Here is a 21,391-nt window from a genome sequence, read left to right as displayed (position 1 = left end):
AAAACATTCCGAGAGTCCCCGCACGGAGGGCCTCATAAAAGCGTTTAAGGTGAATTTCATGTCCAGAGTCCTTCTCGGCGTTAATATCGATCACGTTGCCACCCTGCGTCAGGCACGTGGCACCCGTTATCCGGAGCCGGTGCAGGCGGCGTTGGTGGCGGAGCAGGCAGGGGCGGACGGGATTACCGTTCACCTGCGTGAGGATCGTCGTCATATCAATGACCGGGACGTGGAGCTGCTGGCGCAGACGCTGCAGACACGCATGAATCTGGAAATGGCGGCCACCGAAGAGATGGTTGCCATCGCCACGCGGATCAAGCCGCCGCATTGCTGTCTGGTGCCGGAAAAGCGCGAGGAACTGACCACAGAAGGAGGACTGGATGTGGTTGGCAATCAGGCCTGGATTGCCCAGTGCTGCACGACGCTGGGGGAGGCCGGCATTGATGTGTCCCTGTTCATTGATGCAGATCCGGCGCAGATACGTGCCGCCAGTGAATGTGGTGCCCCGACCATTGAAATCCACACCGGCCACTACGCCGATGCGGAAACCCCTGAGGCTCAGCAAAAGGAGCTGCAGCGCATCCGTGAAGCCACTGCGTTGGCACTGGAACTCGGCCTGGTGGTAAACGCCGGCCACGGCCTGCACTACCACAACACCCTGCCCATTGCTGAAATTCCCGGCATGAACGAACTGAACATCGGCCACGGCATCATCGCCCGGGCAGTCATCAGCGGTTTGCATCAGGCGGTGAAAGACATGCGCGATCTGATAGATCGTTTGAACGCCTGACGCTCGACGCCGGATGCCTATTGCCGGAAAAGAACGCTCTGCGCAAGGCAAATCCTGGCCTGGAGGCGGCACTCCCTGAAAGGCTCTAATGGTGTAAAAATCTGAGGCTCAGCCTGCCGGTTATTGCTAAAACGGGGTGATGAAGAACAATCGCAAGAGGTAACCCGGTGTGGTGGTTTTATCGTCGGGCGTCAGGAATCTGGCAACCTCTACGCAGGATCAGGGCGGAGACATTCTTCGCATCGCTCCTACCTGCTTACCCACGATGAACCTAAAAAAGCTCCGCACCTTTCCGGGTGCGGAGCTTTTTAGCGTCAGGCGTCGGGCGTCCAGCGTCAGGCCTTACTACATTGGCAGCACTTCCACCGTACCCAGATATTGCAGGCGGCGCTGGTCGGCTTTTTTGTGGCTGGTCTGCTTGTCTGTGGTGCCGACTTCCAGGAAGTAACGGCCGGCGGCGGGCCAGGTAATGTTCACCAGTCCTTTCTTGTCGCTGGTCACGGCCCAGTCTTCCTGGCTGTCGCGGTAGCGGGTACCGCCGGGGACCAGTTCCACTTTCAGGTCCTTGGCGGGCTTGCCATCCACCAGCAGGCGCCACTGTGCGGTTTCCCCGGCGTACAGGTCATTGGGGTGGGTCAGGAATTCGATCTCGAGCCCTTTGCCGGTGGGGGTGAGTGCGGTGGTGTTGGGCGCGCCCAGGGTGACCACGGTTTCCAGCCGGTTATGGGATTCCATCATTTTTACGTTGCTGGCGTTGGCCGGCAGTTCCTTGAGCATTTTTTCTGCGTCATTGCCCCGGGCGCGCTTGCGCTCGCCGTCCACTTCGTACATCAGGAAAAAGCCGGGCTGGGCGACTGCAATGCGGTAGCTGCCTTGCTGCTCCAGCTGCACATCAAACACGCTGCGCGTGTGCATGCGGGTGGCGTTATCCACTGTCGCCAACTCGCCATCCGGACCGGTGACTTTCAGTGCATCGACCGGGTAGGCGCGCTCGAAGCCAAAGATTTCATTGGAAATACTGGCATCCACCGTCACCCACTGCGGTTCGGATACGGCGGTATGACTGGGTAGTAACCACAGTTTGTGGGCGTGGGCCGGCAGGGCGGCGGCCAGCAGGGTGGCCAGACCAAGCTGTTTCATCAGGGAAGGCATGGTGCTCTCCTTTTACGGTGTCAGGAATATTAATCAGGGCGTAATGGTCAACGTGACAGAGCCCAGTTCGTTGTCGCCGTTGGCTTGCTGTGTCTGCGCTTGTTCAGCGGGCCATTGGAACGGCAGGCGAAGTACTTCGCGTCCGCCGACCTCACGGGCCGCTTCGACGATCAGTTCGTACTCTCCGGGCGCCAGGTCCTGCAGCGCCTTCAGTTCGGCGAAATCAATGCTGTGCTTGCCCGGTGGGCGGGTGGCACCGGTCAGACCGTCGTAGGGTTTGGATTGGCCCCGGCCAGTGCGGCGCCACCATTGGCGGATATCCTTGAGCCATTTCTCCTGGTCGTCATACCACAGTCCCAGTGGAAGGATGGTGCTGCGGTCCGGGTTTTCTACCCAGAACGCCACATAGGGGGCGTGGTATTCCGCTACCCGCAGACGTGGAACTTCCACTTCAACACGGAAGCTTTCCGCCAGGGAGTGACTGGCTACCAGGGCCAGACAGAGAGTCAGTAGTACACGCATGGCATTTCCTTTGATGTCCTTTAATGCATGAAGAAAACGATCAGCAGCCAGGGCAGCACCAGACCGGCGAGGGTAACCGGCCAGGTGGCGGGACGGCGTTTGGCGTGGAGCATCATCAGCCCCAATCCGGTCAGGGCGAACAGCAAGCTGGCGACCGCAAAGATGTCGATGAACCAGGCCCATGCCGTGCCGGTATGGCGTCCCTTGTGCAGGTCGTTAAAGAACGCAATCCAGCCACGGTCAGTGATTTCGCCCATCACTTCGCCACTGTCCAGAGTGATCGCCAGCCAGGCGTCACCGCCGGGGCGGGGCAGGGCGACATAGACCTCATCCGGGGCCCATTCCGCGGCCTTGTGGGCACTGTCCAGGTCCCATTGTGCCTGCAGCCATTGCTGCACCGGGACGGGCAGTGGGCCTTGTTCCAGACCGGAAAGGGAGGCTATTAACGGTTCTGGAAGCTGGCCTTCCAGGCTGCGGATTGCCGGCTCGGCGGCAATATCATTGGCATGGTTGAGGGTGATGCCGGTAATGCTGAACAGCAGCAGGCTGATCAGACAGAGGGCGGAGGTGACCCAGTGCCACTGGTGAAGCTGTTTCAGCCAGAAAGCTTTACGTTTCTTGTTCACTGCCAGACTCAATATCAGATTGAGGAGCGATGTTAATGAGAATTGTTATTGATATATAGGTTCGCGCACGTAAAGAATGTAAGGCAGTCGGAAAAATTGAATGTCATTCACCGGAAAAGCTGGAACGCTGTAATAATAATTCTTATCATTCGCGAATGAATGCTATTGCCAACCTTTCTGCCCGCCTGCTGGTAATTGAGGATGACCCTCTTCTCGGCGAACATCTGCGCGATTTTCTGGTAAGCCGCCAGTATCAGGTCGCTGTTTGCCAGGATGGTCTTGACGGACTGGCGCAGGCGGCCAGTGGAGACTATGAGCTGGTGCTGCTGGATATTCTCCTGCCCGGGCTCAACGGTCTGGAGCTACTGGCTAACCTGCGCCAGCGCTGTACCGTGCCGGTGATTGTGGTGTCGGCCCTGGGGGATGAGGAAGCTCGCATCCAGGGCCTGATCAGCGGCGCAGATGATTATGTGGCCAAACCCTTCAGCATGGCTGAGCTGGGTGTGCGCGTGGATGCGGTGCTACGGCGGGTTGCGCTGGAGCGCAATCTGCACGGGCAGCTGGTCCAGACAGGCGGGCTGCAACTGAATGATGTGGAGCAGAAAGCTAGCTTCAACGGGCAGGATCTGGGATTGACCACCACCGAATTCCGTTTGTTGCAGGTGCTCATGGCGCACCGTGGTGAGACGCTCAGCAAACCCTATCTTTATCAGACGGTGCTGTATCGCGGCTGTGGCCGCCATGACCGCAGTCTGGACCTGCATGTGAGTCATCTGCGCCGCAAGCTGCGCGATGCCGGTATGCCGGATTCCCCGGTGCGCACCGTCTGGGGGCAGGGCTACACCCTGGTGATGGATTCCCGCTAATGCGCTGTGCCTGGCTGGCCCCCCATTCCCTGTTCTGGCGACTTGCCATTGTGTTGGTGCTCACGGCAGTGATGACCATGGTGCTGGGGGTCTGGCTGATGGGAGAGTTGCGCCGCGATGCCCAGCGGCTGGGGAGTGAGGCCCGGCAAGTACTCAGCGGCTACGCCGCTGAAGCCGAACAGGCCTGGCGGGATGAGGGCGAGCAGGGGGTGGCCGCGTGGCTGGCCATGATGCGCGAGAAAGAAGCGGGCAACATCATGGTGGTGGATCACGAGGATCAGTCACTCAGCGGTACGCCGCTCACCGAACGGGAACGTGCAGGGTTGCGTTTTCAACGCAGTCTGAATGGTTTGATGAGTTTCCGTTATGGAAAGCGGATGCCCTATATCGGTATTCCGTTCTCCGCAGAAAAGGACGCCCCACGGCTGATCCTTCAGCTGCCGCCGCGCTACCGTCCCGGAACCTACTGGCCCTATCTGGAGAGCGGCCTGCTGGTGGGGATACCTGCCGTGTCGGCACTGTTGCTGGGGTTGCTGCTTTTCTGGCGGGTTCGTGGGCCGCTGCGTGCCCTGCAGGATCAGGTGTTGCATTTCAAGGACGACACCGCCGCCAGGGTCGGGGCGCCGGTGGTCCAGCGCCGAGATGAGTTTGGTGAGCTGGCACGGAGTTTCAACCGCATGGCCGACAAGGTGTCGACCATGATGAGTACCCAGAAGCAGTTGTTGAACGACATGTCCCATGAGCTGCGCACCCCGTTGAGTCGTCTTGCTGTCGCACTGGAAAGCCCTATGGATGAAGCTGCCCTGCGGGAACGTCTGGCGGCTGAGTTGGCGCGTATGCGTGACCTGGTGGACGATACCCTGGCGCTGGGCTGGCAGGATACCCAGGTGGACAGCAGCATGCTGGAAGGGATCTCTATCCACGCCCTGTGGGATCTGGTGGTGGATAATGCCGGTTTTGAAAGTGGCTGGGCACGGGAGCGGTTTCCCTGCCAGTTACCAGCGCAGGCCTGCGTGCACGGACACCTGAATGTGCTGGCTCAGGCATTCGAAAACCTGGTAAGAAACGCGATCCGTCACTCACCGGCACACGGCAGCATTGTGCTGTCAGGGAGCCGGGAAGGGGACGTCTGGCACCTGACCCTCACCGATCAGGGCCCCGGTGTCCCCGACGCCAGTCTGGAAACCATCTTCTCTCCCTTTGTGCGCCTGGAGGCGGCCCGCAACGAAACCGGTTTCGGACTGGGCCTGAGTATTGCCCGGCGGGCGTTGACCCGCCTGGGGGGAGAGATGTGGGCCGAAAACGCGCATCCCGGTTTGATTATTCATATGCAGCTACCTGCCTGTGCCGCCGTATAGAATGTAAATCTTCTTTAATTGCAAATAGCAATCAATATCATCTGCCGAACTGAATAACATTCATTTTTTTGCCGGGGGCGTGAATCCACTCGCTGTTGGCGAATTTTCGAGGAGGCAGAATCATGACGATACGTTTGGGGGCGTTGGCGCTGGCGATCAGCACGGCCAGTAGTGCTGTCTGGGCTGACGATCAGCAGGATGCGTACGAACTGGGGCAGGTGTCTGTCACCGCAGGCGGTTATGCCCAGCAGGTGGAGGATGCTCCGGCTTCCATCAGTGTTATCGGCCGGGAACAGATCGAAGAGCGCTATTACCAGGATGTCACGGATGTTTTGCGTGATGTGCCCGGTGTGGTGGTCACTGGCGGGGGCTCCGGGGACAACGGCACGGACATCGTCATTCGTGGCATGCCGGCCTCATACACCCTGATTCTGGTGGACGGCAAACCGGTTTCTACCCGCGAAACCCGTCCCAATGGCAGTGCCGGTTTCGAGCAGAGCTGGTTGCCGCCGGTACAAAGCATTGAGCGTATTGAAGTGATCCGGGGCCCCATGTCTACCCTTTATGGTTCCGATGCCATGGGCGGGGTGATCAATATCATCACTCGCAAGGTCGCGGACAAATGGGGGGGGACCGCCCAGGTGGATACTGTGATCCAGGATGACTCCCGTTCCGGGGATATTACCCAGGGCAACTTCAGTGTCAGTGGCCCGCTCAAGGAAGGTACCGCCGGGTTGCAGCTCTATGGTGGCTTCTACAATCGTCAGGAAGACGGGTTTGTGGATGGTTTCGAGCAGAAAGAGCTGAAGAACCTGAATGCCCGCCTGACTCTGACCCCCACGGATAACCAGGACATTTCCCTGGAGGCGAGCAGCTCTGTGGATACCCGGCAGGGGCTGATGGGGCGTACCCAGCCCACCTCGGATTGCGGTCGCGGCGGGTGCAGCGATGCCTTTTCCGAGCACACCCGAGACGCCTGGTCGATCCAGCACACGGGCCGATGGGGGTTCGGGACTTCGGAAACCTATCTGCAGCGCGAGCGGGCGGAAAACGAAAGCCGTGAAATGATCATTACCAACGACAACGCCAAGAGTACCCTGCTGATGCCACTGGGTGATCACATGGTCAGCGTGGGGGTGGATTTCACCGAAGAAAAACTCCGTGACGATACATCCAACCGGATTTCAGACCGTACCCGGGTGGAGAACGCAAAGTGGGCCCTGTTTGCAGAAGATGAATGGATGCTCACTGATACCTTCTTCCTCACGGTGGGCGCACGCATGGATGATGATGAAAATTACGGCAGTCATGTGAGTCCGCGACTGTATGGCGTCTGGGGCTTCAGCCCTCGCTGGACCGTGAAAGGCGGGGTATCCACCGGGTTCCGTTCCCCCTCCCTGCGTGAAGTGATTCCGGACTGGGGCCAGGTGAGCCGGGGCGGGAATATTTACGGTAATCCGGATCTGGAGCCGGAGACCTCCGTGAACCAGGAGCTGGGACTGTATTACAACGCCGGCCGCCGTCTGATGGCGAACGTGACCGTGTTCCATACGGATTTCGAAGACAAGATCACCCGTATTGCCTGTCCGGTGACGATTTGTACCGACGGGGCGAACCAGTTTGGTTCTGATCCGACCTACCGGGTGAATGTGGACGAAGCAGAAACCCAGGGGGTGGAATTTGCGCTCTCGTCCACGCTGGCCAAGGTGCTGTCGGTGAACCTGAGTTATACCTTTACCGACTCCGAGCAGAAATCCGGTGAATACAAAGGCGAGCCGCTGACTCAGTTGCCTGAGCATCTGGCCAGCCTGCAGCTGGACTGGCAGGCCACGGACGTGGTTTCCCCGTGGGCCACGGTGCGTTATCGCAGTGAGGAAAGTCAGCCCACCACCGGGCCTTCCAACAGTGCCATCATTGCCCCGTCCACCACTCTGGTGGATGCCGGGATCGGCTTCAGGTTGTCGCCACAGGCCAAGTTGAATACCGGCATCTACAATGTGGCCGACAAGGAAATCTTCCAGGAGGAATACGGCTATGTGGAAGATGGCCGTCGCTACTGGCTAGGCCTGCAGGTGGATTTCTAATCCTGACACGGCGGCTGGCAGCCCGGGCATGGCCCGGTGCTGCCGTCTGGCCGCACGAGGGGCGCTACATCATGGCTTCCAATTGGGCACGGAACGCCTGATCATTTTGCGCTAAGCGGATAATCTGGTTGTAGGTTTGCACCTCCAGGCCGCTCTCCTGTACGGCAGAGGCGAGAGCCTGCTGCGCTTCCTTTCTGATCGCCATGGCTTCCTGTGGCTTGTCCTGCTTGTTCTGCAGCTTTTTGGCGTATTCACGCTGAATGCTGCCCATCTCTTTCTGTGAATCCACGAACGCTTCCAGTTGCTGTTCTGAAAAATCCTCAGCCTTGGGCAGCGGGGTTTGTGCGGCAGCGGGTGGCTGTGCCGGCTGTGCTGAGCGCTGCGGCTGTTCGGCGGTAGCCGGCCCTGCAAGGGTGAGAGAGGTGGCCAGTACCGATGCGGCGAGAAGGGTGGTTTTCATGAACGTTCTCCAGCTGCGACTCCCCTTGAGGAGAGCGCGACATTTGCCTGTCTAGTGACAGATCCCTCTCAGGTGCGACAGGCTCAGTTCATGAAGTTCCTGGGGAGGGCGTAAAAACGTCATGATGTGATAAATATCACACAATGGTTGGCGGTCTCGTGGCCTGAGCCGGCCCCTGCACTGCCATGTATCTTGCGCCACGGGTGTGGTCATCCACATCCTGCGACGAACCGTGCAAGATGTGCGCTGACTCTACTCACAAGGGACAGTGCAATGCGTCGTTCAGACTGGCATCCGGGCCTGATACCGGATCTGCAGGACAAGACCCTCCTGGTCACAGGAGCCAACAGCGGCATTGGCCTTGAAGCCGTGAAACAATTCGCTGACAAGGGCGCCACCGTGATCATGGCGTGCCGTAATACCGGCAAGGCCGAGGAGGCCGCCCGGGCAGTGCGACAACACACCCCCGGGGCACAGCTGGATTTCCTGCCGCTGGACCTGGCCGATCTGGCGTCCATCGGCCAGTTTGCCGATGCGGTCAAGGCGCGCTACGGCGCGGTGGATGTGCTGCTTAACAATGCCGGGCTGATGGCGCCCCCGTTGCAGCGCACCCGCGATGGCTTCGAGATGCAGTTTGGCACCAACCACCTTGGGCATTTCGCGCTCACCGGACAGCTTGTTGAGGTGCTGGAGGCGGCTCCCGCCCCACGGGTGGTGCAGGTGTCCAGCGTCATGCATCGTATCGGCAAGTTTTACTGGGACAACCTGAACGCGGAGAAGTGGTATTCGCGCTGGGCGTTCTACGGTCAGAGCAAACTGGCCAATCTGGTCTTTGCCCGTGACCTGAACCGTCGCCTTGAAACGGCAGGCCTGAAGGCCCGTGCCTACGCGGTTCACCCGGGTTATTCCGCCACCCACCTGCAGGACACTGTCATCGGTGGGCAGATCATCAACAAGATCATGGCACAGCCCGCCCGTATGGGGTGCCTGCCAGGGGTGATGGCGGCGACCAGCGATGCGGTGCAGCCCGGTGGATACTATGGGCCGAATGGGCGCTTTCTGGAGCTGCGAGGCTACCCGGCGCCATCGTATGCCCGCCGCATTGCATCCAATCGGCAGGTGGCGCAGCGACTGTGGGACGTGTCTGAAACGTTGACCGGCATTCGTTACCTGAACGACTCGTCAGCCCATTGATGGCTGTCATCAGGGGAGGGGCAGAAGGAAAGCGGATGGAGTGAGGGAGCCCCATGAGGGTGAAAAACGTCGCTCGCCCGGTCCAGTCTGCCCTTCTGGATCATTGCCAGGGGGCGTGCCCCCACCCATGGCATAGGTAAATGGATCATTTTCCCCTAGAATTCCCCCCTCTCATTTCACATTCGGAGCAGCAGCACTATGGGGCGCGCCTTTCAGAACCGCAAAGAATCCATGGCCAAGACCTCGGACATGAAGGCCAAGGTGTACAGCCGCTATGGTCGTGAGATCTATGTTTGCGCCAAATCCGGCGGCACGGATCCGTCGGCCAACCTGGCCCTGCGCAGCATGATCGAACGCGCCAAGAAGGACCAGGTTCCCTCCCATGTGATCGAGAAGGCGCTGGACAAGGCCAGTGGGGCGGGTGGAGAAGACTTCGCGCCCGCCCGTTACGAAGGCTATGGACCGGGGGGCTCCATGGCCATCATCGAGTGCCTCACCGATAACCCCAACCGCACCTTTGGTGATGTGCGGGTGGCCTTTACCAAGACCAAGTGCAAGATCGGCACCCAGGGCACTGTGGCTCACATGTTTGACCATGCTGCCATCTTCCGTTTTGCCGGCGAGGATGAAGACGCCGTACTGGAAGCCCTGATGGAAGCGGACGTGGATGTGACGGACGTGGAAAGCGAAGAGGGGATGATCACCGTCTTCACCCCCAATACCGAATTCGCCAAGGCCCGCCAGGCACTGACGGACGCGTTCGAAGGCATCGACTTCGAGGTGGAAGAGATCCAGTTCATCCCCCACGCCTACACCACCGTGGAAGGGGATGATCGGGAGCTGTTCGACAAGTTTCTGGCCATGCTCAACGATCTTGATGACGTGCAGAACGTCTATCACAACGTGGAGCTCTGACCCCTACGCCGCACGGGGATGCGCCTCAACAACACCGCCACTCTGGCTAATGCTGTTCATTTGATTTTGGCGTCTTGTGGGAGCGTGCTTGCACGCGAATGGCGCGCCATGAAATGAAGGTTTCGCGTGCAAGCACGCTGCACAGCAACAAACGAGCTTAAGCGAACAATACCCAGGGCGGTGTTGTTGTTTGCAGGAGCCGGATTTGCCGCCGCCAGCATGAAAAACTATGATCGTTTTTGACTACCGGGGTGGCACTTGAATAACAACGATCATGATCTCATCGGCAAGATCTACGACACAGCCCTGTCACCGGGGGACTGGGTGGAGTTGCTCGATACCATTGCTGGATGGACCGGTTCGCCTGATGACGCCCTGAGTGGGAACGGGCAGGCCGGGTCGGCCCAGTCCGAAGTTGCGTCGCAAAGCCGTGCGGAAGTGGATGCCCTGGTGAATCACCTTGAACGGGCGGTACGCTCCAGTTCCTACATGCATGCGCTGGAAGACCGCACCAGTGTGCTTAATACCATGTACAACCAGATGCCCTGGCCGATGCTCATGCTGGGTGATGATCTGGTGGTACTGGAAAGCAATCCGGTGGCCAGCCAGGTGTTGGTGGAAGGCCCGGTTTCCCTGAAAGGCAACGCCCTGATATTCAGGGACCGGGAGCTGAAGGCATCGTTGCAGCAGGTTAACCGGTTGGCAGAAGGGCGTGGGCCACAACTGCTGACGGCGCCGGAAACCGGCATTTCCCTGCTGTGTATGCCGGTGCGCAAGTCGGATGCACCGGGGCCAATCAGTCTGGTGCGCACCATCGTCTGGGTGCTGGATGGCCACAGTGTGGTGACGCCTTCTCCTGAATTATTGCGCTCGCTATTCAACATCACCGAGGCGGAGTCCCGCCTGCTGCATCTGTTGTGCAAGATTGGCAATCTTCAGCAGTGTGCCCAGTTGCTGAACATCAAGATCAGTACTGCCCGTTCCCAGCTGAAATCCATCATGGCCAAGCTGAATACCAACAGCCAGGTTCAGTTGGTCAGCCATGCCATGGGCCATGCCCTGGCCCAGGTGGCCAGACTACCCGCCAAGGCCGAGGATGATGAGGAGTTCACCGTGACCCTGCCGGATGGGCGGGTGCTGAGCTGGTATGAATATGGAGACCGCAAAGGCAGGCCGGTGATTACACTGGAAAACCAGGGGGCATCCATGCCGGACCATACCCTGTTTGAAGACTGGTATCGGCAGCAGGGGCTGCGGGTGATCATGCTGGTACGCCCGGGGTATGGCATTTCCACCTACAAACCCCAATTCCAGTTTCGGGATCTGGGCGAGGATATCCTGTATCTGTGCCAGCATCTGGGGATTCATAAACCGGCGCTGGCCGCCTACTGTGGCGGTGGGCCTTATGCCTTGTGTGCCGCCGTTCAGTATCCTGACAGTTTTGAGTGCCTGGGCTTGTTGGGTAGCACAGTGGCCGGTGAGCACTTTGATGTGGACAGGCTGGAGCCGATCCACCGGATGTGTGTGCAGATTTCCCGCCGGGACCCCCGCTTGTTCATGCTGATCGGAAAGCTGGGGGTGCGTGGCGTACAGAAAGCGCCGGAAAAATTCTACAAGATGTTGGCGCGTGGTTTGTCAAAGCCGGACCAGGCGTTTTTTGCCAACCCGGATTATCTGGCCCGAACCATCAATCGTACCCACCGCAGTCATTTCCAGGGCGCGCGGGTAATGATGGAAGAATATCTCAACCATCTGAAGCCTCTGGGGGTGGACGCCTCCCGGCTGCGAATTCCTGTTATGCAGTGGCATGGAGAAAGCGACGGGATTGTTTCCATTCATAGCGCCCGCAGTCTGGCGGCGACGTTACCCGGGGTCAGGTTCCGGAGCTTTCCGGAGCATGGCCATTTCATGGTCTATGACCTGTGGAAAGATTTTCTGACTGAGCTTTTGTCGTTAACCCCTGGAAATCCGTGGGAGCCCGCTAGCGACTGAGCGTCCGTTTCCGGTTTGCAGCGTTATCGCCACGGCAGACGGTTGGCCGCCTGCCGTAAAAGGGTTCCTAAGCGTCCCAGTCTGGAGCGAAGTCAGGGTCGGCCTGTCTGTCATTGTTGTTGAGATGAGTGATAGCCGCCATTTCGTCCTGTGACAGAACCAATCTTAATGCATCCAGATTCGACGCCATGTTTTCACGCCTGGTGGATGAGGGGATGGTAGCCAGTCCCTGTTGCAGCTCCCAACCCAGGACCACGGTGGCGGGGCTAACCCCATGCTTTTGGGCAATACCCCCGATGGTGGCGTCATTTAGCACTTTGCCCACCGCAAAAGGCATGTAACCGGTGACATGTATTCCGTTGCGTTTGCACCAGTGAAGCAATCGCTGATTTGTGAGATAGGGGTGTACTTCCACCTGATTGGTGAAAATTTCGCTGGCCGGCATTACCTGAAGAGCGGTTTCCATGTTGGCAATGGTGAAATTGGAGACCCCAATGTGCCGGGAATACCCTTTCTCTTTTGCCCTGATCAATTGCTCCAGTGCGATGCGGAGGCTAGCGTTGTTGGCGGTAGGCCAGTGAATCAGCAGCAGGTCCACCTGCGCCATTTGCAGCTTCTCAAGACTGTCTTCCACGCTGAGAATAAAACGCTCCTGAGTGAGATTGTCGGTCCACACCTTGGTGGTTACGAAGATCTCGTCGCGAGGAAGTTCGCTATCCTTGATAGCCTGGCCTACCTCTCTTTCATTGCCGTAAATTTGTGCGGTGTCGATATGCCGATATCCGGCTTCAAGCGCCATTTTTACCGACCGATAGGCGACGTTGTGTTCGAGACGGAAAGTTCCGAAACCGAGAGGGGGAATTTGTTGCACACTTTTCTCCTGGGGGGTTGTGCTGCAGCGTAGGGGCCACTGCTTGTTTTCAAAATATGGTAGGGCGGGTTTTCACAAGTTAGAGTCAGGGTTGGCTGCAGACTCGTTCGGCAGGGTGTTGTGTTGCCGCCGGTCCAGGTAGCCGGAGAAGCGCGTCAGTAGCAATGCAAGCAGCACGATCAATGCACCTATCCACGGCAGGTCTTGCAAGGAGTGTCGCTCAATAATGGCCCCTCCAAGTACTGAGCCAAAAGCAATCCCTACATTGAAGGCAGCAATGTTCAGGCCGGAGGCCACATCCACCGAGTGCGGGGTGAATCGCTCTGCCAGTTGCACCACATACACCTGTAGACCGGGTACGTTGCCAAACGCAAAGGCTCCCCACAGCAGTATGGTGAGTACTGACTGAATTGGGCTGGACATGGTGAAGGTAAGAACAAGCAGTACCATGGCCAAGGCGGTGAAGATCCATGACAGTGCAGGGACCGGGCCCATCCGGTCAGCCATTTTGCCGCCCCAGAGATTTCCCACGGCCACAGAGGCTCCATAGACCAGCAGAATCAATGCCACGGAGCCGGGAGCAAAGCCGGTCACGTTCTCGAGAATCGGGGCCAGGTAGGTAAAAGCCACAAATGTGCCGCCATAGCCCACAGCCTCATGGCATAGACCAGTAGCAAGCGGGGATGGGTGAGTACCTGGAGCTGTTGGCGCGGGCTTACAGGTGCCGTTTCACGTAGTTCCCTGGGAACCAGCAAGGCGCTGCCAATCAGAGCAAGCAGGCCTAGCACAGCCACGACCATAAACGTCGCACGCCAGCCTAAATGCTGGCCTATCCAGGTACCCAGTGGCACACCCGTGACCAACGCGACGGTAAGCCCGGTAAACATGATGGCGATGGCGCTGGCCTCACGGTCTTTGGGTACCAGGCTGGTGGCAATCGTGGCGCCGATAGAAAAGAACACGCCATGGGCCAGACCGGTGAGAATACGTGCAGCCACCAGAGCTTCATAGCCCGGTGCCATCCATGCCAGCAGATTGCCGATAACAAACAATCCCATAATCGTGAGCAGTACGGTCTTGCGTTTCCAGCGGCCAGTCAGGGCGGTCAACACGGGGGCGCCGGTGGCGACCCCCAGTGCATAGAGGCTGACGAGCAGGCCAGCCGAGGGGAGATTAACCCCCAGGTCCTGGGCAATAGTGGGCACCAGCCCAACAATAACGAATTCGGTGGTGCCGATGGCAAAGGCACTGAGGGTAAGCGCTAACAGGGCGACAGGCATGGCAGGAACTCCGCGCAGGGGTGAATTGCGGCGAAGTATGGAGATTGTTATTTTTGGTATAAATAGCCATTGTCTCAAATGATTTTTGCAAATATGACAATAAAATCTCGTACTGAAGATCTGGTGTTGTTCCTTGCTGTGGTGGATTGCGGTGGTTTCTCGGCGGCCTCCAGGCAGCTGGACGTGCAGGTAGCCAGGGTTTCTCGTGCGGTCTCCCGACTTGAACAGGAGCTGCAATGTACCTTGCTAAATCGCACTACCCGGAAACTGGAGCTGACCGAAGAGGGCAGGCGCTTCGTCGACAAGGCACGTCAGGGGTTGGCTGTCATCGAAGAAGCGGAGCAGGCCTTATCGAATATGCAGGGAGAGCCTCGCGGTCGTTTGCGAGTGGATGCAGTGACCCCGTTTATTGAACACCAGCTGGTTCCCCTTGTAAGCGAGTTTAGGCTGGCCTACCCCGGGATCGAGATGGAGCTGACCAGCCATGAGACCATTATCGATCTGCTGGAGCACCGCACCGATGTGGCGATTCGCATTGGTGCGCTGCAGGATTCCAACCTTCATGCGCGATTTCTGGGGCGCAGTCCTCTGCATTTGGTGGCATCACCGGACTACCTGCAGCGGGAGGGATGCCCCGGGAGTATCGAGGCGTTGCAGCAGCATAGCTTGATTGGTTTTGCGGGTGCCCCTCATCTGAATCGCTGGCCACTGACTGAACCGGTCACGATTCGGCCGTCTCTGTCCTGCACGAGTGGTACCATTTTGCGGCAATTGTGCCTTGCAGGTCAGGGTATTGCCCTGTTGTCCTCGTTCATGATTGACCGTGACCTGGCGACGGGCAGGTTGATTGCGCTATTGCCGGGGTCGGTAGAAGGCCCCAATGATAGAGAACTGGTGAATGCGGTGTACTACCGCAATACGGCACTCGCTAGCCGCATTCAGGTTTTTCTGGATTTTATCGCTCCGAGATTACGCCTGAACGACGGTGTCGTTAACGGGTAACCCGAACTACCATCCCGAACATGGGGTGGTCAAAGTAGTAGACATCACTGCCGGTGAGACGGCGCCCTTCGCTAATGTCCACGTAGAAACGTTCACCGCTGCTTTCCGTGTTGAGCCACAGCCGGGGAGAAACGTGAACGAAGCGGGATTCGCTGAAGTGCAGGGTGCCTTCCAGCTCCGGTACTTCGCCCTCATCGGTAAGGATGGTCTGGCCGCCACGGATATACACCGGCGTGGTGTCGCCCTTGTTGCTGATGGTCTGGCGCCAGCCAGCATGATACAGCTGACGGTAGTCGCCGGTACTTTCCATGCGCTCCATCATGTACTGCAGGGAGGTTTGTTCTTCGGAGATGGGCATCCAGGCACCGCGAGCCACCTCACTGGATGCCACGTATTCACTCTGCTCCGGTGCGCCGATGGTGACCGACTGACTGGCATAGCGGGGCTGCAGCCCGGTATTCCAGATTTCGTCGCTGACCGGATGATTACGGGCAAAGACCAGCACTTCCACTTTGTACCAGCCTGCGAAAGCCGGGTTGGCCAGGCAGGCCAGAATGATCAGCAGTAAAGCTCGACGCATTGCGTACACTCCTTGTCCTGCACGCAGCAGGTTGTTGTTACGGTGACGACTATACCACTGTGAGCGGGTAATTCACCGGGGAAGGGGTGGGGCTGGAGAAATTTGTGACGGGGGTGGGCGTTCAGTTCAAAGTTTAAAGTTGAAAGTTTAAAAGCGCGGGCCAGGTGGCTTGATGGATTCACGCCGTGCCCGCGCCCCCGGTGTTGGTGCGCGGAGAAAACCGTTCGAATCTCCTCCATCTGCGGGCCGCGTTTCAACTTTGAACTTTTAACTTTCAACTCGCCCTTCAGTCCTTCTTGATACTCTGCGCCGACAACCGTTTCAGCAGTGCGTTGACTGCCTCGATGCGCTCTTCCGCGGTCTCGCTGCCTTCCACAAACCGCAACACATTGGCGCCCTCCAGCTTGAAGCGGTTGGGGCCGGACTGAACCAGTTTGACGATGGTGAGCGGATCCACCGGGGTGCGTTCGCCGAATTCCACCTTGCCGCCGCTGGCGTGGGCGTCCAGGCGGATGATGCCGAGACGGTCCGCCTGCTGGCGCAGCTCGGTGACTGCGAACAGGTTCTTCACCGGTTCCGGCAGCAGCCCGAAGCGGTCGATCATTTCCACCTGCAGTTCCTTAAGGCCATCGCGGGTCTTGCAGCCGGCGATGCGCTTGTAGAGGGTCAGGCGGCCGAACACATCCGGCAGGTAGTCTTCGGGGATCAGGGCCGGGATGCGCAGGTTCAGTTCCGGGCCGCCGCTGAGGGGCTTTTCCACATCGGGCTGTTCGCCGCGCTTGAGCGCTTCCACGGCCTGTTCCAGCATTTCCATGTACAGGCTGAAGCCGATGGTTTCGATGTTGCCGTGCTGCTCTTCGCCCAGCAGTTCGCCGGCACCGCGGATCTCCAGATCCTGGCTGGCGAGCATGAAACCGGCCCCCAGATCGGTGGCCTGCTCGATGGCTTCCAGGCGCTTGAGGGCATCCTTGGTCATCACCTTGGGGCTGGGGGTGATCAGGTAGGCGTAGGCCTGGTGATGGCTGCGGCCGACACGGCCACGCAGCTGGTGCAGCTGGGCCAGACCGAGCTTGTCGGCGCGGTCGATGATGATGGTGTTGGCGCTGGGGACGTCGATACCGGTTTCCACGATAGTGGTACACACCAGCACGTTGAAGCGACGGTGGTAGAAGTCGCTCATTACCGCTTCCAGTTCTCGCTCACGCATCTGGCCATGGGCGATACCGACGCGAGCATCGGGCACCAGCTTGCGGATGTCCTCCGCGGTCTTTTCCATGGTGTCGATGTCGTTGTGCAGGTAGTACACCTGGCCACCACGGAGCAGCTCCCGAAGCAGGGCTTCCTTGATGGCGGTGTCGTTGTGTTGCTGCACAAAGGTCTTCACCGACAGGCGTTTCTGTGGCGGGGTGGCGATGATGGAAATATCGCGCATGCCACTCATGGCCATGTTCAGGGTCCGCGGGATCGGGGTGGCAGTAAGGGTGAGGATGTCGCACTCGGCGCGCATCTGCTTGAGGCGCTCCTTGTGGCGGACCCCGAAGCGGTGTTCCTCGTCCACGATGATCAGGCCCAGGTTGTCGAAGGCCACGGTTTCCTGCAACAGCTGGTGGGTGCCCACCAGAATGTCCACCTTGCCTTCGCTGAGCCGCTGCAGCACCTGGGTCTTTTCCTTGGCACTGCGGAAACGGGACAGCACTTCGATATTCACCGGCCAGTCGGCAAAACGGTCGGTGAAGGATTCATAGTGCTGCTGGGCGAGCAGGGTGGTGGGCACCAGCACCGCCACCTGGGTTTGGTTCTCCACTGCCACAAAGGCGGCACGCATGGCCACTTCGGTCTTGCCGAAGCCCACGTCGCCACACACCAGCCGGTCCATGGGGCGACTGGATTGCATGTCGGTGACGACCGAGGCAATGGCGGCCTGCTGGTCCGGGGTTTCCTCGAACGGGAAGCCGGCGCTGAAGCGCTCGTAGTCGCTCATGTCCACATCGAACTGGCGGCCTTCGCGGGCTTCCCGACGGGCATAGGTGTTGAGCAGTTCGGCGGCCACGTCGTGGATTTTCTCCGCCGCTTTCTGGCGCGCCTTGCTCCACTGTTCCGTGCCCAGCTTGTTGAGCGGAGCCGTATCGCCACCGCCATAGCGGCTGATCAGGTGCAGGGAGGATACCGGCACGTAAAGCTTGTCGCCGCCGGCGTACTCCAGCAGCAGGAATTCGTGCTGCTGGCGGTCCACTTCCATATGGGTCAGGCCCAGATAGCGGCCCACACCATGTTCAAGGTGGACCACCGGGGAGCCCACGGTGAGTTCGCCCAGGGAGCGGAAGGCCTGCTCAGCGGCGCCGTCGTCACTGCTGGATTTGCGGCGTCGACGCTGTAGAACGCGCTCGCCGTAAAGATCGTTTTCGGTGACCACCAGCAACTGGTGGTCCGGCGCATAAAAGCCGGCATCCAGTTCCCCGCGGGTCAGGCTCCAGCGCGCAGGATCGGCGATAAAATCCGGCCAGTTTTCCTTCATCACCGGCTGGATGTGGATCTTCTGCATCAGTTCCAGCATGGCCTCCCGGCGCCCCGCGGTTTCCGCACAGATCAGGATGCGGGTATCCGGGTGGGCATCGGAGAAGGTATGCAGCAGGGCCAGGGGATTGCTGGCGCGCACGTCCGCGGTCAGTGGCGGCATCGCAGCCACATCAAACTGGAGCGCTGTGTCACTGTCGTTCTGACGGGCCCGCGGGTGTTGCTTGAGGGCCGCACCCAGCTCTTCCGGGCGCAGATACAGCTGCCAGGGCGCCAGAATGGGACGGTGGATATCGTGGCGGCGGGATTCGTAGCGCTGTTCCACGTCATCCCAGAAATGCTCGATGGCGGGCTGGCAATCGGCCAGCTCGATCAGGCGCACATCCTCTGGCAGGTAATCGAACAGGGTAGCCATGTGCTCGAAGAACAGCGGCAGGTAGTACTCCAGCCCGGGGGCGGCCAGGCCGTCGGTCACATCCTGATAGAGCGGCACATGGCGGGTGTCCACGTCGAAGGTGTCGCGGAAATTGCTGCGGAAACGGGCAATGCCCTCGGCGCTGAGCGGGAATTCGGCAGCGGGCAACAGGGTGATATCTTCCACCTTGCCGGTGGAGCGTTGGCTTTCCGCTTCGAACAGGCGCAGGGACTCGATCTCGTCATCGAACAGCTCGATGCGGAATGGCTGCGGTGCGCCCATGGGATAGATATCCATGATGGCGCCACGTACGGCAAATTCGCCGTGCTCATAAACGTTGTCACGCTGGCGGTAGCCGCAGGCCACCAGCCGTTCCCGGGTGGCCTCCATGTCGAACACATCGCCGACCTTGAGCAGGAAGCTGTTGCCGGTGATGTGCAGCGGCGGTGCCAGCCGCTGCATCAGGGTGTTGACCGGCACCACCAGAATGCCCTTGTGGGTGGTGGGCAGCTGGTGCAGTACCCGGATACGGTCACTGACGATGTCCTGATGGGGGCTGAAATGATCGTAGGGCAGGGTCTCCCAATCCGGGAACAGCATGACTGAGGTGTCACTGCCGGTGAGGTAGAAGCTCAGCGAGTCGGCGATCTGCTGGGCGCGGCCGGTATTCGGGGCCAGCACCACAAAGAGGTGGTCTTCGCTGCGGGCCAGCTCGGCCAGTACGGCGGCCATACTGCCGGCGTCGAGACCGGACCAGTCCTTGAAGTGTTCACGTCCACTGGGGAAGAGATTGCTGTCGGGGAGTAACTTCATTCAGCCCGGTTCCTGCCGTCTACGGTCATTAGCGTGTGCTTGAGGCGGCGTATTGTAGCGGTGTGGGCGTCAAGGGGCCATGGAGGGACAAGCTTCAAGCTACAAGCTACAACACGAGGATGTGCCGGGGATTGGATCAAAAGGTGGTGCTCCGCGCTGTTACGGGGTGTAGACGTCGCGGCCATCGTTGCGGCGCGGCTCCAGCGTTTGACGTGTGGCATCGGGTCAGTGGTCGTGTTGCAGCTTGCAGCTTGCAGCTTGCACCTTCACCGGGTCAGTTGCGACTCGTTACTGGCCGCTTCTGACATTCGTCCCGGCATGACTGAACATCGTGCTGATTTTGGCGTTACCATGTTCCTTTGCTTTGCGCTGAGGGTGAACTATGAAAGCACCGGTGAAGGAGCTTCTGAATTTGTTTGATCTGGAGCAGCTTGAAGACAACCTGTTCCGCGGCCAGACCCAGGCCAATGGTCAACGCAGTGTGTTCGGGGGGTTGGTGGCTGGTCAGGCACTGCTGGCGGCATCACTGACAGTGCCGGAGGAGCGGCCGGTGCACTCGCTGCATGCCTACTTCCTGCGTCCCGGGGACTTCAATGTGCCCATCGTTTATGACCTGGAGCGCATCCGTGACGGCAAGAGTTTCACCACTCGCAGGGTGAAGGCGATCCAGCATGGGCGCCCGATCTTTTCTCTTGCCGCGTCCTACCAGGTGGTAGAAGAGGGGGCGTCGCACCAGGCCACCATGCCCGAGGTGCCGGATCCTGAGACCCTGGATACGGATCGCGCCATTCGCATGAAGCTGGTGGAGCGTCTGCCTGAACAATACCGCAAGGACTTCCTCACCGAGCGGCCGGTGGAGTTTCGTCCTGTTACGCCACTGGATCCCATTTCCTCCGAGCCCAAGGCGCCGGTGCGGGAAGTGTGGTTCAAGGTGGTCGATACCGTTGATGTGAACCCGGCTATGCACCGGGCATTGCTGGCGTACTGTTCCGACTTCGGCCTGATGGGCACCGCCATGCTGCCCCATGGCATGAACTTCTGGCAGGCCAACACCCAGTGCGCCAGCATTGACCATGCCATGTGGTTCCACAATGACTTCCGCATTGACGAGTGGCTGCTGTACCGCAGCGACAGCCCGTTCGCCGGAGGCTCCCGGGGGATGAACTTCGGTTCCATCTATCGTCAGGACGGCACCCTGGTCGCATCCGTGGCCCAGGAAGGTCTGATTCGTCAGCACCGCTCTGACAGCCCGGCCTGATGAAACGCCTGCCTGCTCTGCTGGAGGAGGTGAGCGCCTGCCGATTGTGCGAAGCGCATCTGCCGCTGGGGCCCCGACCGGTGGTGCGGGCGGGTGAGGGGGCCCGGCTGTTGATTGTTGGCCAGGCACCCGGCACCCGGGTTCATGATACCGGCATCCCCTGGAACGACCCGTCCGGCGACCGGCTGCGTGACTGGCTCCAGCTTGACCGGGATGCGTTTTACGATGAAAACCGCATTGCCATCATTCCCATGGGGTTCTGTTATCCGGGCAGGGGCAAGGGCGGGGATCTGCCGCCGCGACCGGAATGTGCCCCTCTCTGGCATGAGCGGCTGCTGGCGGAACTGCCGGACCTGCAGCTGACCCTGCTGGTGGGTCAGTATGCCCAGCGCTACTATCTGCCACAGTACCTGCCAGCGCCGGGGAAGACGCTCACCGATAACGTGTGGGAATACCAAAAGGCACTGGCGCACGGTTTCTTCCCCCTGCCGCACCCCAGCCCCCGTAATCGTTTATGGCTGCGCCAGCGTCCCTGGTTCGAGGAAGCGGTGCTGCCGGTGTTGCGTGAGAGGGTTGAGATGGCATTGTCTGGATAGGTGGCGCTGAGAAGCCAGTTTCAAGTTGCAGGTTTCAACGCGAATAAAGGCTGGAGCAGCCCGCAATGGGCATTTTTTCGCGCATTATCGCCTGTGCGCGGGC

Annotated in this window: 17 protein-coding genes and 1 pseudogene; 10 read left to right on the top strand and 8 right to left on the bottom strand. The window is 59.4% G+C overall.

Annotated features, from left to right (window positions below):
- Positions 1-58 precede the first annotated feature (58 nt).
- Positions 59-790, top strand: coding sequence for a pyridoxine 5'-phosphate synthase (gene pdxJ, locus HF945_RS09480; RefSeq protein ID WP_290522370.1), 732 nt, complete (start codon positions 59-61; stop codon positions 788-790).
- A gap of 345 nt (positions 791-1,135) precedes the next feature.
- On the opposite strand, the gene HF945_RS09475 is transcribed toward pdxJ, so the two are convergent.
- Genes HF945_RS09475 through HF945_RS09465 form a run of 3 tightly spaced genes read right to left on the bottom strand, consistent with a single transcriptional unit; the run spans position 1,136 to position 3,090 of the window.
- Entirely contained in the window at positions 1,136-1,942 is an 807-nt protein-coding gene (locus HF945_RS09475) for a DUF4198 domain-containing protein (protein ID WP_290522369.1), read from the bottom strand.
- Between the two features lie 33 nt (positions 1,943-1,975).
- Positions 1,976-2,464, bottom strand: a complete 489-nt coding sequence (locus tag HF945_RS09470) for a DUF2271 domain-containing protein (RefSeq protein WP_290522368.1) — start codon at positions 2,462-2,464, stop codon at positions 1,976-1,978.
- A 20-nt stretch (positions 2,465-2,484) separates the two neighbouring features.
- Positions 2,485-3,090, bottom strand: coding sequence for a PepSY-associated TM helix domain-containing protein (locus HF945_RS09465; protein WP_290522367.1), 606 nt, complete (start codon positions 3,088-3,090; stop codon positions 2,485-2,487).
- Between the two features lie 155 nt (positions 3,091-3,245).
- Between HF945_RS09465 and HF945_RS09460 the strand changes: the two genes are divergently transcribed.
- The 3 genes from HF945_RS09460 to HF945_RS09450 all read left to right on the top strand — a co-directional run bounded on the left by HF945_RS09460 (position 3,246) and on the right by HF945_RS09450 (position 7,398).
- Complete coding sequence (locus HF945_RS09460) at positions 3,246-3,956, top strand: response regulator transcription factor (RefSeq protein WP_290522366.1); 711 nt, start codon at positions 3,246-3,248, stop codon at positions 3,954-3,956.
- On the top strand, positions 3,956-5,314 hold the full coding sequence (locus tag HF945_RS09455) for a histidine kinase sensor domain-containing protein (RefSeq protein ID WP_290522365.1): 1,359 nt from the start codon (positions 3,956-3,958) through the stop codon (positions 5,312-5,314). Before HF945_RS09460 ends, HF945_RS09455 begins: the two co-directional genes overlap by 1 nt.
- Positions 5,315-5,436: 122 nt before the next feature.
- Entirely contained in the window at positions 5,437-7,398 is a 1,962-nt protein-coding gene (locus HF945_RS09450) for a ligand-gated channel protein (RefSeq protein WP_290522364.1), read from the top strand.
- 64 nt (positions 7,399-7,462) lie between these two features.
- Here the strand turns inward: HF945_RS09450 and HF945_RS09445 are convergent, their stop codons facing one another.
- Positions 7,463-7,858, bottom strand: coding sequence for a DUF4168 domain-containing protein (locus tag HF945_RS09445; protein WP_290522363.1), 396 nt, complete (start codon positions 7,856-7,858; stop codon positions 7,463-7,465).
- A gap of 273 nt (positions 7,859-8,131) precedes the next feature.
- Here HF945_RS09445 and HF945_RS09440 point away from each other — a divergent pair, with 273 nt between their 5' ends.
- The 3 genes from HF945_RS09440 to HF945_RS09430 all read left to right on the top strand — a co-directional run bounded on the left by HF945_RS09440 (position 8,132) and on the right by HF945_RS09430 (position 11,959).
- Positions 8,132-9,052 (top strand): oxidoreductase, encoded by a 921-nt coding sequence (locus tag HF945_RS09440; protein ID WP_290522362.1) that lies wholly within the window; start codon positions 8,132-8,134, stop codon positions 9,050-9,052.
- A gap of 198 nt (positions 9,053-9,250) precedes the next feature.
- Entirely contained in the window at positions 9,251-9,967 is a 717-nt protein-coding gene (locus tag HF945_RS09435) for a YebC/PmpR family DNA-binding transcriptional regulator (protein ID WP_290522361.1), read from the top strand.
- 258 nt (positions 9,968-10,225) lie between these two features.
- Positions 10,226-11,959 (top strand): alpha/beta fold hydrolase, encoded by a 1,734-nt coding sequence (locus HF945_RS09430; RefSeq protein ID WP_290522360.1) that lies wholly within the window; start codon positions 10,226-10,228, stop codon positions 11,957-11,959.
- Between the two features lie 67 nt (positions 11,960-12,026).
- Here the strand turns inward: HF945_RS09430 and dkgB are convergent, their stop codons facing one another.
- Together dkgB and HF945_RS09420 are read right to left on the bottom strand one after the other, a co-directional pair.
- On the bottom strand, positions 12,027-12,830 hold the full coding sequence (dkgB, locus tag HF945_RS09425; protein ID WP_290522359.1) for a 2,5-didehydrogluconate reductase DkgB: 804 nt from the start codon (positions 12,828-12,830) through the stop codon (positions 12,027-12,029).
- A gap of 72 nt (positions 12,831-12,902) precedes the next feature.
- Positions 12,903-14,110: pseudogene (locus HF945_RS09420) on the bottom strand (MFS transporter).
- A 99-nt stretch (positions 14,111-14,209) separates the two neighbouring features.
- Here HF945_RS09420 and HF945_RS09415 point away from each other — a divergent pair.
- Entirely contained in the window at positions 14,210-15,112 is a 903-nt protein-coding gene (locus HF945_RS09415; protein ID WP_235047209.1) for a LysR family transcriptional regulator, read from the top strand.
- Here HF945_RS09415 and HF945_RS09410 read toward each other — a convergent pair.
- Together HF945_RS09410 and mfd are read right to left on the bottom strand one after the other, a co-directional pair.
- Entirely contained in the window at positions 15,102-15,692 is a 591-nt protein-coding gene (locus tag HF945_RS09410) for a CsiV family protein (protein ID WP_290522358.1), read from the bottom strand. The two genes, HF945_RS09415 and HF945_RS09410, sit on opposite strands and share 11 nt — an antisense overlap.
- 286 nt (positions 15,693-15,978) lie before the next feature.
- Entirely contained in the window at positions 15,979-19,434 is a 3,456-nt protein-coding gene (gene mfd, locus HF945_RS09405; RefSeq protein WP_290522357.1) for a transcription-repair coupling factor, read from the bottom strand.
- A 382-nt stretch (positions 19,435-19,816) separates the two neighbouring features.
- Between mfd and HF945_RS09400 the strand changes: the two genes are divergently transcribed.
- Together HF945_RS09400 and HF945_RS09395 are read left to right on the top strand one after the other, a co-directional pair.
- Entirely contained in the window at positions 19,817-20,692 is an 876-nt protein-coding gene (locus tag HF945_RS09400) for an acyl-CoA thioesterase II (protein WP_290522356.1), read from the top strand.
- A complete protein-coding gene (locus HF945_RS09395; protein WP_290522355.1) occupies positions 20,692-21,288 on the top strand; it encodes a uracil-DNA glycosylase family protein in 597 nt (198 codons plus the stop codon). Before HF945_RS09400 ends, HF945_RS09395 begins: the two co-directional genes overlap by 1 nt.
- Positions 21,289-21,391 lie beyond the last annotated feature (103 nt).

This window comes from Alcanivorax sp., assembly GCF_017794965.1.
GTDB lineage: Bacteria > Pseudomonadota > Gammaproteobacteria > Pseudomonadales > Alcanivoracaceae > Alcanivorax.
Note: the sequence above shows the minus strand (reverse complement) of the source record. Positions and strands in the feature narration are given on the sequence as shown.

Excerpts from the sequence above, each read along its gene's own strand:
- HF945_RS09435 (WP_290522361.1), top strand. The coding sequence starts at position 9,251 with ATGGGGCGCGCCTTTCAGAACCGCAAAGAATCCATGGCCAAGACCTCG.
- HF945_RS09395 (WP_290522355.1), top strand. The coding sequence starts at position 20,692 with ATGAAACGCCTGCCTGCTCTGCTGGAGGAGGTGAGCGCCTGCCGATTG.
- HF945_RS09410 (WP_290522358.1), bottom strand. The coding sequence starts at position 15,692 with ATGCGTCGAGCTTTACTGCTGATCATTCTGGCCTGCCTGGCCAACCCG.
- HF945_RS09400 (WP_290522356.1), top strand. The coding sequence starts at position 19,817 with ATGAAAGCACCGGTGAAGGAGCTTCTGAATTTGTTTGATCTGGAGCAG.
- mfd (WP_290522357.1), bottom strand. The coding sequence starts at position 19,434 with ATGAAGTTACTCCCCGACAGCAATCTCTTCCCCAGTGGACGTGAACAC.
- HF945_RS09450 (WP_290522364.1), top strand. The coding sequence starts at position 5,437 with ATGACGATACGTTTGGGGGCGTTGGCGCTGGCGATCAGCACGGCCAGT.
- HF945_RS09455 (WP_290522365.1), top strand. The coding sequence starts at position 3,956 with ATGCGCTGTGCCTGGCTGGCCCCCCATTCCCTGTTCTGGCGACTTGCC.
- HF945_RS09445 (WP_290522363.1), bottom strand. The coding sequence starts at position 7,858 with ATGAAAACCACCCTTCTCGCCGCATCGGTACTGGCCACCTCTCTCACC.
- pdxJ (WP_290522370.1), top strand. The coding sequence starts at position 59 with ATGTCCAGAGTCCTTCTCGGCGTTAATATCGATCACGTTGCCACCCTG.
- HF945_RS09440 (WP_290522362.1), top strand. The coding sequence starts at position 8,132 with ATGCGTCGTTCAGACTGGCATCCGGGCCTGATACCGGATCTGCAGGAC.
- HF945_RS09460 (WP_290522366.1), top strand. The coding sequence starts at position 3,246 with ATGAATGCTATTGCCAACCTTTCTGCCCGCCTGCTGGTAATTGAGGAT.
- HF945_RS09470 (WP_290522368.1), bottom strand. The coding sequence starts at position 2,464 with ATGCGTGTACTACTGACTCTCTGTCTGGCCCTGGTAGCCAGTCACTCC.
- HF945_RS09475 (WP_290522369.1), bottom strand. The coding sequence starts at position 1,942 with ATGCCTTCCCTGATGAAACAGCTTGGTCTGGCCACCCTGCTGGCCGCC.